Annotated in this window: 12 protein-coding genes; 5 read left to right on the top strand and 7 right to left on the bottom strand. The window is 69.1% G+C overall.

Annotation, left to right across the window (positions count from 1 at the left end; all coding sequences use genetic code 11):
* Positions 1-9: 9 nt before the first annotated feature.
* The 3 genes from IEZ09_RS41625 to IEZ09_RS41635 are packed head-to-tail and all read right to left on the bottom strand — an operon-like array spanning position 10 to position 1,578.
* Positions 10-423 (bottom strand): alpha/beta fold hydrolase, encoded by a 414-nt coding sequence (locus IEZ09_RS41625; protein ID WP_189259370.1) that lies wholly within the window; start codon positions 421-423, stop codon positions 10-12.
* Between the two features lie 22 nt (positions 424-445).
* Positions 446-1,291, bottom strand: coding sequence for an ATP-grasp domain-containing protein (locus IEZ09_RS41630; RefSeq protein WP_189259371.1), 846 nt, complete (start codon positions 1,289-1,291; stop codon positions 446-448).
* A complete protein-coding gene (locus tag IEZ09_RS41635; RefSeq protein ID WP_229813410.1) occupies positions 1,288-1,578 on the bottom strand; it encodes a hypothetical protein in 291 nt (96 codons plus the stop codon). The genes IEZ09_RS41630 and IEZ09_RS41635 overlap by 4 nt, the downstream gene beginning before the upstream one ends.
* Positions 1,579-1,614: 36 nt before the next feature.
* Between IEZ09_RS41635 and IEZ09_RS41640 the strand changes: the two genes are divergently transcribed.
* Positions 1,615-3,201: a DUF885 domain-containing protein gene (locus IEZ09_RS41640; protein ID WP_189259373.1), complete on the top strand. Its 1,587-nt coding sequence runs from the start codon at positions 1,615-1,617 to the stop codon at positions 3,199-3,201.
* On the opposite strand, the gene IEZ09_RS41645 is transcribed toward IEZ09_RS41640, so the two are convergent.
* Entirely contained in the window at positions 3,148-4,332 is a 1,185-nt protein-coding gene (locus IEZ09_RS41645) for an MFS transporter (RefSeq protein ID WP_189259374.1), read from the bottom strand. The genes IEZ09_RS41640 and IEZ09_RS41645 overlap by 54 nt on opposite strands.
* Positions 4,333-4,424: 92 nt before the next feature.
* On the opposite strand from IEZ09_RS41645, the gene IEZ09_RS41650 reads away from it, so the two are divergent.
* Positions 4,425-5,366 (top strand): quinone oxidoreductase family protein, encoded by a 942-nt coding sequence (locus IEZ09_RS41650; RefSeq protein ID WP_189259375.1) that lies wholly within the window; start codon positions 4,425-4,427, stop codon positions 5,364-5,366.
* Positions 5,367-5,405: 39 nt separating this feature from the next.
* Here the strand turns inward: IEZ09_RS41650 and IEZ09_RS41655 are convergent, their stop codons facing one another.
* Positions 5,406-5,951 carry an FKBP-type peptidyl-prolyl cis-trans isomerase gene (locus tag IEZ09_RS41655; protein WP_189259376.1) on the bottom strand — a complete coding sequence of 182 codons (546 nt, stop codon included), beginning with the start codon at positions 5,949-5,951 and terminating at the stop codon, positions 5,406-5,408.
* A 475-nt stretch (positions 5,952-6,426) separates the two neighbouring features.
* Between IEZ09_RS41655 and IEZ09_RS41660 the strand changes: the two genes are divergently transcribed.
* Genes IEZ09_RS41660 through IEZ09_RS41670 form a run of 3 tightly spaced genes read left to right on the top strand, consistent with a single transcriptional unit; the run spans position 6,427 to position 8,730 of the window.
* Positions 6,427-7,365, top strand: a complete 939-nt coding sequence (locus IEZ09_RS41660) for a hypothetical protein (protein ID WP_301326461.1) — start codon at positions 6,427-6,429, stop codon at positions 7,363-7,365.
* 6 nt (positions 7,366-7,371) lie between these two features.
* Positions 7,372-8,019, top strand: a complete 648-nt coding sequence (locus tag IEZ09_RS41665; RefSeq protein ID WP_189259378.1) for a hypothetical protein — start codon at positions 7,372-7,374, stop codon at positions 8,017-8,019.
* A 60-nt stretch (positions 8,020-8,079) separates the two neighbouring features.
* Complete coding sequence (locus IEZ09_RS41670; protein WP_370467796.1) at positions 8,080-8,730, top strand: HD domain-containing protein; 651 nt, start codon at positions 8,080-8,082, stop codon at positions 8,728-8,730.
* An 18-nt stretch (positions 8,731-8,748) separates the two neighbouring features.
* Here IEZ09_RS41670 and IEZ09_RS41675 read toward each other — a convergent pair whose 3' ends face one another.
* Both IEZ09_RS41675 and IEZ09_RS41680 read right to left on the bottom strand, forming a co-directional pair.
* Complete coding sequence (locus tag IEZ09_RS41675; protein WP_189259380.1) at positions 8,749-10,737, bottom strand: hypothetical protein; 1,989 nt, start codon at positions 10,735-10,737, stop codon at positions 8,749-8,751.
* Between the two features lie 22 nt (positions 10,738-10,759).
* Positions 10,760-11,683, bottom strand: coding sequence for a heme o synthase (locus IEZ09_RS41680; protein ID WP_189259381.1), 924 nt, complete (start codon positions 11,681-11,683; stop codon positions 10,760-10,762).
* Positions 11,684-11,786 lie beyond the last annotated feature (103 nt).

Consider the following 11,786-nt stretch of genomic DNA (forward strand, 5'->3'; position numbering starts at 1 on the left):
CAGGGTGTGTCACTTGCTCCGCGACACGAACTGTGTCAACTCAGCTGAGACTGAAGACGCGAAGGTGTCGGCGAGGATGAGACCCCTGGTGCGTTCACCGAACAGCCGCTGGAACTCCAGGACGATCTGCCCGCCCATCGACAGGCCGCCGAGCACGAACCTGTCGATCCCCAGGTGGTCGAGCAGCGCGGCGATGTCCCCGGCGAACGCCGACAGGGGCGTGACGCCGGGGACGACCGTGCTCTCGCCGTAGCCGCGCAGGTCCGCGGCGATCACGCGCCAGCCGGCGGCGCTGAAGTGCTCCACCTGCGGCCGCCACATCGAGCGGTCGAACGGGTGGCCGTGCACCAGGACGAGCACGTCGTCGCCGGTGCCTTCGTCGTCGTAGCCGATGGTGATGCCGTTGACGCTCGCTGTGGTCATGATCCGAACGTAGAGCGGACCGCTATCGCGCCGCTGACGCCCTGATCACCGCGCTGAACCGGGAAGCAGCCTCTTCGCCGGTCTGCTTGAAGCCGAGCGACGGCTCGGTGAGCTCCAGTTCGAGCAGCAGCGGTTCACCGTCCTCGCCCTCGACGACGTCGACCCGGGCGTAGAGGAAGTCCTTGCGCTGCAACGAAAGTCGTTCGGCGGCGACGTCGAGCACGCGGTTCGCGAGCGCGAGCTGACGGTCGGACGGCTCGATGGCGCGCAGCTTCTCCTCGACGTACAGCCCGGACTCCGACTCGGCGAGGCCCTGCGCCAGCATCGGTCCTTTGTGGAACGAGTGCGAGTACTCGCCCGCGAAGAACACCAGCGCCGTCTCGCCGTGAGCGTCCACACTGGACTGATAGGGCTGCACCAGCGCCTTGACGCCCAGACCTTCGAGGTGCGCGCGGGCCTTGGCGTGATCGGTGAACCGCCCGGCGCCGCGGGAACCCGCGCCGATGGCCGGCTTCACGACGAACTCGCCGTCCGGGAAGCGCGGCTCCTCCCCCGGCTCCACCACGGCGGTGGGCACGACGGCTATGCCGTGCGAGGCGAGCTCGACCAGGTAGGACTTGTCGGTGTTCCAGCGCACGACCCGCACCGGGTTCGCCAGCGCGGGCACGCTCTCGCACCACGCCAGGAACTCGTCGAGGCGCTCGGTGTAGTCCCACGTGGCACGCAGCACCACGAGGTCGGCGTCCACGGGCTCGCCCCAGGGCTGCCACCCGACGTCGACGCCGTCGCGCCGCAGCACCTCGACGAGCTCGTCCTCGTCACCGTCGCCCTTGGGCAGTGCGGCGCAGGAAGCGAACACGACCTTCACGACTGCATCGAGGCCATCTTGCGGCGGTGCGCGAAGCCGATCTTGGTGGCGGCGATGGTCTCGCGGTCCCATTCGGCCTGCTCGACGTTGTCCACGGCCTCGACGGCCTTGGTGGCGGCCTCGACGTCCTTGGCCATCACGTCGCCCATGGCGCCGTCCGCACCGACCAGCACGATCCGCGCGCCGGCCCGGCCGATCGGCTCCACGACGGCCTTGACCGCGGTGCCCGGCTTGCCGTGGGCCTTCACGAACTCGGCGATGCGCTTCTGAGTGGTTTGATCAGACACCCCCACACTGTAAAACCAGCGAGTAGGTTCGGTCGGGTGACCACCGACACGCTCGCGTCCTTCCTCTCGTGGTACTTCGACAACAACCCCGCTCACGCGGCACAGCTCGGCTCGCTTCCGCACTACTCGACGTTCGGTGACTTCTCCGCTACCGCGTTCGAGCGCCGGGCCAGGGAGAACGGCGCGTGGATGGCACGGCTGGAGCCGTTGCCCAGGTCGGTGGACCGCGATCTCGCGCTGTCGGTGCTGCGCGGAGCGCTCGCCGCGGAAACCTGGCCGTCGTGGCGGCGTGATCCGCACGAGTACTCGGGGATGGTCTTCTTCGGACTGCTCACGCCGTTCCTGCACGGGCTGCTGCCGGAGGCGGAGCTCGTCGCGTCCGCCGTCGCGAAGCTGCGTGAGGTGCCCTCGGTTTTCGCGGCCGCGCAGGCGAACCTGGACCCGTCGCTGGCGTCGCCGCTGGTCGTGCGGCGCGCGCTCGGGCAGGTGCGGACGGGGCGGTCGTTCCTGCTGGACTCGCTGCCGCTGGAGGTGTCGTCGCCTTCGCTGCGCGCGCAGCTGGTGGAAGCGGCCGTGCCCGCCGCGGAGGCGTTCGACCGGTACGCGGTGTTCCTGGAGGACCTCGACGTGCGGGCGACCGGCGACTGGCGGATGGGCGAGAAGCTCTACTCGACCCTGTTGCAGGACAAGGAGTTGCTCGGTTACGGCGCACCGGAGCTGCACCAGCGCGGCCAGGACGCGTACGCCTCGCTGGAGGCCGAGCTGATCGAGCTCGCGGGATCGTCCGACTGGCGTTCGGTGATGAGTTCCCTGCAGGACGACCACCCGCCGACGCTGGAGGCGATGCGCGCGGAGTACGAGGCGGAGACCCAGCGGGCCCGCGCGGCGCTGATCGAGCACTCCCTGGTGACGATGCCCGACGGCGAGGAGTGCAGAGTCGTGCCGTCGCTGCCGTTCCAGCGTCCGATCATGCCGGTCGCGAGCTACCTCGGCCCACCGCCGCTGACGTCCCGTCGCGCGGGCTACTTCTTCGTGCCGTTCACCCCGGACGGCGCCACGGACGAGGAGATCACGCACCGGCTGCGCACCAACGCGCGCCCGCAGCTGCCGACGATCTCGGTGCACGAGGCCTACCCCGGCCACCACTGGCACCTGGCCTGGGTGGCGGCGCAGGGAGACGCACACCCGCTGCGGAAGGTGTTCCGCACGCCGTACTTCTCCGAGGGCTGGGCGTTGTACGCGGAGAAGCTGCTGCGGTCGGTCGGTTACTACACGACCCGCGGGGCGTTGATGAGCCACGTCGAGGCGCGGCTGTTCCGCGCGGCGCGGATGATCGTCGACACCGCACTGCACTGCGGGGACATGACGCCGGAGGAAGCCGAGGCGTTCATGCTGGCGCGCACCGCGTTGACGCCGGGCACCGCCGCCGGCGAGGTCAAGCGGTACTGCGCGTGGCCGACGCAGGCCCCGTCGTACCTGACCGGCGCGTTGGAGATCGAACAGATCCGCGACGAGTACCTGGCCGCGTCGCTGGGATCGTTGCGCGACTTCCACGACCGGATCGCGGGATCAGGCGCGCTGCCGCTCGGGCTCGCGCGCCGCGTGGCGCTGGGCGAGGAGTGACGGCAGCGGGATGAGCGCCGCGAGGACGTAGACGAACGCCGAGATCGTCGCGGTCGTGGTGTCGCCGATCCGCGCCGCGATCAGCGGTGCGGAGACGGCGCCGAGCGGGATCGCCAGGTAGGACCCGAACTCGTCGTAGGCGGTGACGCGGGACAGCAGGTGGTTGGGGATGGTGCGCTGCAACTCCGTCTCCCACGCGATCGCCCACGCGCCCATGCCCATGCCCTCGACGAACGCGATGACGATCAACGTGGGTGTGTTCGCACCGAGTCCCAGCGCGAGCAGCGGAACCGCCGCGACGAGCGTGATGAGCGTGGCGATCCACAGCGGAACGGTCCGGGTCCGGTACATGATCAGCGTGATGAGGGCGAGGCCCGCGCCCGACGCGCTGAGCACCACGCCCCACTCGAACTCGCCGATCGTTCGTTTCGCGATCGCCAGGCCGAGGACCGTCCACACGCCGACGTAGATGGCGTTGGTGAGGCAGAAAGACAGGACCATCGTCCACACCCAGCCGGTGGTGCGGAACGTGTTCCAGCCTTCCTTGAGGTTCTGGGTGAGGCTCGACGTGGCCGGTTTGCCGGGGAGGTTCAGCTTCGCGTACAGGGCGGCCGCGGTGAGGAACGTGGCGGCGTCGAACGCCAGCGCCCACCCGGCGCCGATGGTGGCGGCGGCGAGCCCCGCCGCGGCAGGACCGATCAGGCCGGTGCCGAAGCGGGCCGCGCTGAGCAGCGAGTTCGCCTTCTGCAGGCGGTCGGGCTCCACGAGCTCCGGCAGGACACCGCGTGCCGCCGGTGAGGTGGAGGCGTTGAACGCGCCCTGGGTCGCCTGGAGTGCGAGGAGCAGGCCCAGGTGGTAGTGGCCGGTGAGGAGGGTGGCGGCGGCCGCGGCCTGCGCCACGCCGGAACCGACGTGGCTGACGGCGAGGACGGCCGACCTGCTGAACCTGTCCGCCGTGGAACCGCCGATCAGCACCAGCGCCAGATACGGAACGATGCGCGCGGCGAGCACGAGACCGGAGTCGAGCGCGGTGCCGTGGTCGAGAACCGCGAACGGCAACGCGACCACCGCCATGGCGCTGCCGAGCAGTGAGATGAACCGTGCCGAGCAGAACAACCCGAACGCCCCCATGCTGGACGACCGTAGTGGTTCCCACCTGGCGGGAACGGGAACATCGGGGTCGTGGGCAGGGTTGAGCGGGTTGAGTCGATCTAGGAGGACAGATGCCCAAGGCAGTGGTGGTGCGTTCGACCGGTGGCCCGGAGGTGCTCGAGTACTCGGACGTGCCGTCACCGGTGCCCGGTGACGGCGAGCTGCTGGTGCGGGTGGGCGCGGCCGGCGTCAACTACATCGACACCTACCAGCGCAGCGGGCTGTATTCGGTGCCGCTGCCCACGGCATTGGGGCTTGAGGGTGCGGGCGAGGTGATCGCCTCGAACTCCGCCGATTTCGCCGTGGGTGACCGGGTGGCGTGGATGTCCGTGCTGGGCAGCTACGCGTCCGAGGTCGTGGTGCCGGCTTCGGCCGCGGTCCGGGTTCCCGACGGGGTGGACGTCGAACTGGCGGCGGCGGCACTGCTGCAGGGCATCACCGCGCATTTCCTGACGCACTCGACCCACGTGGTGAAGGAAGGCGACCGGGTGCTCGTGCACGCGGCCGCCGGCGGCGTCGGGTTGTTGCTGACGCAGTGGGCGAAGTCGAAGGGCGCGTTCGTCGTCGCGACCGTGTCGACCGACGAGAAGGAGGCGCTGGCGCGGGAGGCCGGGGCCGACCAGGTGCTGCGGTACGGGGACTTCGCGTCGCAGATCGAGAAGGTCGACGTGGTGTACGACGGGGTCGGGCGCGACACGTTCGACCAGTCGCTGGCTTCCTTGAAGCCACGCGGTCTGCTGGTGCTGTTCGGAGCGGCGTCCGGGCCGGTGCCGCCGGTGGACCCGCAGCGGTTGAACGCCGCGGGGTCGGTGTTCCTGACGCGGCCGTCGACCGGGGCGTACCTGTTGGACCGCGCCGAGTTCGAGTGGCGGGCCGCGGACCTGTTCGGGGCGATCGCGGACGGGACGCTGTCGATCCGCGTCGGCGGGCGGTACAAGCTGGAGGAGGCGGCGCAGGCGCACACCGACCTGCAGTCGCGCCGGACCACCGGGAAGCTGCTGCTGCTCCCGTGAGTTCATGGTCGGCCCCCGTTTCGGGCGGGGGCCGATCCGTCACGCCGCGGGGGTGACCTTCACACCGTCGATCACGAAGACGAGGGTCTCGTTCGGCTTGATGCCCCCACCGCCCTCGCCGTAGCCCTTGGCCGGCGGGACGACCAGCAGACGCCGCCCGTTCTCCTTGAGCCCGATGATGCCCTCGTTCCAGCCCTCGATGACCCGCGCCTGCCCGACGTTCTCGACGTCGAACGGCTGGCCGCGCTTGAAGGAGCTGTCCAGCACCTTCTTGTCGGAGAAGGTCGTGAGCTGGTAGTTGACCGTGGCCGTCGTGCCCGCCTTCACCTCGGCGCCGGTGCCCTGGATCAGGTCCTTGATGATGAGCTCGTCGGTGGGCTTGCAGGCCGGGATCTCGACCTTGGGGGCCGTGCCGAAGTCGCCGGTGACCTTGAAGTCGTCGGCCTTGCACGGGGTGGACGGGGCGGCCGTGCTGGTGTTGGTGCTGCTGCCGGTGCCGGACGAGGGCTGGGCTGAGCTGCCGCAGCCGGTGAGGCCGACGGTGGCTGCCAGCGCCAGGGACGCGATGAGCAGGACGTTGCGCATGAGGGGGGAGCGTATTCGGGGGTGTGTTAGCGGGGTGTAGCAGGTCGGTTGCCACCCGGCACCCGCCACAGCGACCAGCGGGCAGTGGCCGGACGAGCGCTCGTCCTGGCGGAGCAGTCCGCGGTGCGGACGACTGGGCGAAAACACGGGGTGTGGGTGCGTTCGGGTGGGTGGGTCACCCTCACCCGACTCGTCAGGGGTGGGTCGCGACTCGGTGTCACCGCAGTGCACGGATGCGGGTCGGCGCAGGCGCTCAAGGGCGGTTATTCCGGTTCTAAATGTCGCACGAATAGCAGCTTCCTTATCTTTTGACCGACGCGTACAGTGACTCCGCGCACTTGATCGGACACTGAACGCATTCGTCCGATCGGGTAGCGGCCGATGAGGTGACCGCCAGGAGGTGGGACTCGTGTCCGCGGAGGCCGGAGGCATCCGCAGCAACCTGATCCAGGAGTTGTTTTGGACTCGGACCGGGTTGCTCCTCCTCATACTCGTGGTGACCTCGGGTGCGTCGCTGGCCATTTCCAGTCAAATGGATTCCGGGGCGGCTAGAAACCTGCTGACCGCGGTGGGGACGGGCACGCTCATATCGGCTGTCGTGAGCTTCACGCAGACGTTGGTCACGTCCAAAGCGGCGCAGAAGGCTCTGCTCACGCCCGTCATCGAGGAGAGCCGCAAGGCGCTCAAAGAGCTCAGCGAGGAGTATCGGGCGCTGGATCGGGAGTTCTTCCCCAGTCACGTGTTCGAGCCGACCGCGAAGCCCGATCCGGTGTTCAACCAGCTCATGATGCAGGACCTGGAGCGGACGCGGTTGTACTGCTTCCGCGGGTTCGCCGGGCGGTACGCGGCCGGGCGGGTGTTGCTCTCCCAGACGGAATGCGAGCTCAGGGCCGTGCTGGCCGACCCGCGCGACGACAACGCGATCAGCGGGCGGGCGCGGTATCTCCTTCGCAACGAAGGGGCCGAGGGCGACTACGACGAGATTCAGACGAGGCTCAAGGAGCAGATCCGCATCGGGCTCGTCGGGCTCTACGTGGCGCGCAGCCGGTGCAGCAGAATCGACGTCACGATCGTTTCGGATCCGCCGCTCGATCGGCTCGAGTTGTTCGACGACTCCGCCTGGCTCACGCTCTTCAGCAACACCGCCGGAGTGCTGCGGCCCTATCCCAGGACGCTCAGGTTCACCGAGAGTTCGTTCCTGTACGCGATGGAACGGGCCGAGTTCCTGCGGATCAGCAATTCGAAGGCCGGGTATCACTTCGTCATCACGCCGGGTACGACGAGGAACGACTTCCTGGCGTTGTTCGAGAAGATCACCGGCGAGTCTCTCACCGACGACGGATACCGCGAACTCGAGGAGAAGTTCCACGCATTCCGTCGCGAATTCTCCGCATCCGCTCAGTTGAGGAGCTGATCGATCTTGCTAGCCGAGTTCACCGGGTTGTCCGCGCTCGAGGAGCTCGCCGCTCGGATAAGGGGCGCCGACTTTCCCGTGGTGGACCACTGGACCGACGTCGGCGTGTGGTTCCGCGAGTGGGCGGCCCGGCCGGAGCTGCGCAAGGAGCTTCGCGCGTACATCGACGGGCTCACGCCGCAGCAGGCGACCTGGGTGATCGCGCACTCGCGCGAGACGACGACGCACTTCGCGTGGTGCCTGCGTGACGAGAAGGACGAGCCGTTCACGTTCTGGCTGCACGAGTACAAGCCGCTCACGGACTGGCGGGCCGGGTACGCGGACTCGGTCCACAACCACCGGTACCACTTCTGCACCACCATCCTGAGCGGCGCGTACCTGCACGAACGTTTCGACGCACGGCTCGGTGTCGGTGGACGCACGATCGTCGCCACAGAGCTCACGAACCGCACTCAGTGCACTGAGGGCACCACGGGCACATTGCTCGCGCACGAGTTCCACCGCATCCCGCGCGCGGCCGACGGGACGATGACGTTCCTAGTCAAGTCGCGTGCCGTCACGCCGTGGAGCCTCAGCTACGACCCGGACACCGGGATCAGCCACCGGCACGTGCCGGTCGAGGACCGGCTGGAGGATCTGACGAACCATCTGTGAAGCCGCGCCGGGGCGCGCGTAACACGCTTACCATCAGCCCACCCGGTGGGAGGGCTGATGATGCGTACGCGCACAACGATTCCGAGGTCTGTCATCGCGGACGTGGAGCAGCGCGTGAGGCGGCTGTGCGAGGACCTGGCCGCGAAGCTGCAGTTCCACGGCTGGCACCACGTGAGCTTCGTCCGCGACAAGGCCGTGCACTTCGCCGAGCGCAACGGCGCCGCGAGGGACGTCGTCGAGGTCGCCGCTCTGGTGCACGACCTGAACTACATGGTCCGCCGCAACTCGCTGCCGACCGACGGCGCGGCGCTGCGCAGGAAGGTCCTGTTCGTCGCGGGTGTCTGCATCGGCGACATCGAGTGGATCGAACGGATCGTCCTCGAGGCCGAGATGCGCACCCGCCACCGCGACATCTCGCTGGAGGCCCAGGCGCTGTCCGACGCCGACACGCTCTTCAAGGCACTGCCGGTCACGCCGGTCGTCCTCGCGCACAAGTACCTGCAGGAGAACGGGATCACGTTGCGGGAGCTCGCGCACAAGATCGTGGGCGAGCAGGTGGGCAAGGCCGACGAGGGCTACTACTTCTACGACGCGGAGGCCGCCGCGACCTACACGAAGTGGGCCGAGACGAACCTCTCGCTGTGGAAGTGCATCGTCGAGTCGCTGGACGATCCGTGCGTCGAGGACCTGCTGGCCAAGGTGGCGTCCTGAGCGACGGACGGAGACCGGCTACCGGAGCCTGAGGTCCGCGTTGCCGTGCAACGTGTAGGCCAGGCCCATCACGTTGCCGCGGCCGATCATCTCCCAACGGGTCAGCCGCAGCGCCTCCCCCGCGCTGAACCCCGCCGCCAGCCGCGCGAGCACCACGCCGGTCACCCAGCCCGCCATGTCCTGCGGCACCACGGTCTCCGGGCTGATCACGGCCGACGCGCCGCCGTCGGAGAATGCCCGCACCAGGCCGGTCATCGGCGATGTTCCCACCACCAACGGCTTGCGCGACGGCCAGTGCGGGCGCGGCCACACGCCCTCGCGGTCCCAGCGTTCGATCTCCTCAGCGTCGAGGAACCCCTCGCGGAAGTGCAGGTGCACGACGTCCATCGACTCGTCGGCCAGCGACCGCCCCAGCTCCGACGGGCTGACGTAGGCCGATGACACGACCTCGGGCGGAAGCATCGACATCAGCTCGGTGACGTGTCGTTCGGTCAACGCGCGGTCCATGCCGTGATCGACCGCCATCGACACCTCGAACGGGCGCGGGCGCGGCGAGACCACCGGAACCAGCGGTCCGACCGGTTGCTCCAGCACGCACGACAGGCCCCAGAAACCGAAGGGGCACAACACGTTTCCGCTGTGGTCGGCCACCGGACAGTGCGCAGGCACCTCTCCCCCGGCCCCGAACGGACCGAACTGGCCCACGGACGCGCACAGCCGGTACGGCCCGTCCTGGAACGGCAGGTCGTAGATCAACGACCACGGCACGGTGCCCGTGGTCAGGTCGGCGATCATCAGCCCGGCCGGGCGGCCACCGGCACGGGCCAGCCGCCGGATCCGGTCCGCCGGCGCGTCGGAGCCGAACAGCCGCGCGCACAGCGAGGAGCCCTGCCTGGCGAGCGCGGCGAGATCCTCGCAGAACGCCGGGAAGTCCTTGCCGTACCAGGGATCCAGCCCCGACACGTGCGGCAGCGAGCGCGGCAGGTCACCGAGGTCCAGGCTGATCCACGACGGCACCCCGCCGGACGCGACCAGCGCCCGCTCGCCGAGCACCATGATCGACGCCACCCGCGACGACAACGGTGCGAGATCCGCGAACGTCCGCGACAGCCGGAACCGCGCGGTGGAATGCGACTCGCCAGCCCCGACCGGCAGCACGACCTGCTGCACGTGCACCGGCACCACGCCGGAGTAGATGACGAGCTCTCCGCTCCACGGCACCGACGCGTACGGCGTCGTGACCGGAAAGCTCACCCACGGGCTGGAACCCTCCGCGGGCAGCACGAACGACTCCGACTGGACCGCGCGCCCGTTCATGCTGAGCACGGCCCGCAGTTCCAGGTCGCACGGCAGAGCAGCCGCGTGCTGCCCCACGTGCACCCACACCTCGTAGTCCGCTCCCGGCCGCAACGTTCCCGCGATGCCCTCGGTGGCACCGGGCAGCGCGACCATCACGGTGACCGCGCGGTCGTCCGGCGGCGGCGGCTCCGGCAGGGCGGTGAAGCGAACGAGACGACGCCGCTCCAGCTCGCGGAACTGCCAGAGAGCGTCCTCGACCCGGCCCTCCCCCACGCCACGAGGCTCCGCGATCACGACGTACGGCGCGCTCCACCCGATGAACGCGGAAGCGGGATCCACCGGCACCCACGAGTGCACAGCGGTGAACAGCACGACCGGACGCCCGAGCCGGCGCAGCGCCTGGACGACCGGAGCGGTGTCCCACGAGCGCGTGTCGTGCAACGCGACCACGTCGCCCACGACGTCGGTGATCGACGGCAGCGCCGAGGCCGACGGGAAGTGGCGGAGATCGAGAACGGCGAGGCGCAGCACCCGCACCCGCGTGGTGACCACCGCCGGCGCCGCGCGTCCGACGGCCAGACCCCGGCTGACCTGGGCCCACCCGCCGGGATAGGTCACGACGAGCAGGGACTTCGTGGCGACGAGCGCGGCGGCGAACTCCAGCGGCGTGCCTTCGCCGCCGGAGACGGTGAACTCAACGGGCGCCACAGCCGTACGCCTGGAGGTGCAGCTAGAACGGCCAGCCCAGCACCGGCAACCCGACCACCGCGTCGACGGCGAGACCGCAGAAGACGAGCATCAGGTAGAGGTTCGACATGTGGAAGAACTTCATGGTGTTCGTGGAGCCGCCGCGGCGCACGACGTTGTGCAGCTTGTGCGCGAAGACGGCGAACCACACGCCGGACAGCGCCGCCACGGCCACGTAGATCCACGAGGTGACGGGGGCCAGCGCCAGGGTGCAGACGACGGTGATCCAGCTGTAGATGACGATCTGCCGCGTCACCTGCTGAGCTGTGGCCACCACCGGCAGCATCGGCACGCCTGCTCGGGCGTAGTCCTCCTTGAACTTCATGGCGAGAGCCCAGGTGTGTGGCGGAGTCCAGAAGAAGATGACGCCGAACATCACCAGGGCGGGCCACTCCACCGTGCCCGTCACCGCGCTCCAGCCGATGATCACCGGCATGCACCCCGCCATGCCGCCCCAGATGATGTTCTGGGAGGTCCGGCGCTTGAGCACGAGCGTGTAGACGAAGATGTAGAAGAGGATCGTCGCCACGGCGAACGCGGCCGACATGAGGTTGACGAAGATCCAGAGGAACGCGAACGAGACGACGCCGAGCACGATGCCGAAGATCAGGGCGTTGCGCGGCGGGATGGCGTTCTGGGCGAGCGGGCGGGCCGTCGTCCGCTTCATGACCGAGTCGATGTCGGCGTCGACGAAGCAGTTGAGGGCATTTGCCGACCCCGCGGCGAGGGTGCCGCCGGTGAGCGTGCAGGCGATCAGCCACAGCGGCGGGAGGCCGTGCTGGGCGAGCAGCATCGCGGGGATCGTCGTGATGAGCAGGAGCTCGATGACCCGCGGCTTGGTGAGTGCCACATAGGCGCCAACAACCTGGCGAGGCGTCCGGGAAGGAGCCTCGAGGACGGCACTCATCGCGTGAACGCTCCTCGCATCGCAGAGGTGTGAAAACCAGCGACTGATGGTAACCGCGCAAAGAATTCACAGCCCGTTCGGGTGCCGGTGTGCCTGGGCACAC

The sequence above is a fragment of the Lentzea flava genome (assembly GCF_014648475.1).
In the GTDB taxonomy this organism is placed as follows: Bacteria; Actinomycetota; Actinomycetes; order Mycobacteriales; family Pseudonocardiaceae; genus Lentzea; species Lentzea flava.

Bases quoted from the DNA above. Each gene is read 5' to 3' on its own strand.
- IEZ09_RS41625 (WP_189259370.1), bottom strand. From the start codon at position 423: ATGACCACAGCGAGCGTCAACGGCATCACCATCGGCTACGACGACGAA.
- IEZ09_RS41645 (WP_189259374.1), bottom strand. From the start codon at position 4,332: ATGGGGGCGTTCGGGTTGTTCTGCTCGGCACGGTTCATCTCACTGCTC.
- IEZ09_RS41650 (WP_189259375.1), top strand. From the start codon at position 4,425: ATGCCCAAGGCAGTGGTGGTGCGTTCGACCGGTGGCCCGGAGGTGCTC.
- IEZ09_RS41655 (WP_189259376.1), bottom strand. From the start codon at position 5,951: ATGCGCAACGTCCTGCTCATCGCGTCCCTGGCGCTGGCAGCCACCGTC.
- IEZ09_RS41670 (WP_370467796.1), top strand. From the start codon at position 8,080: ATGCGTACGCGCACAACGATTCCGAGGTCTGTCATCGCGGACGTGGAG.
- IEZ09_RS41680 (WP_189259381.1), bottom strand. From the start codon at position 11,683: ATGAGTGCCGTCCTCGAGGCTCCTTCCCGGACGCCTCGCCAGGTTGTT.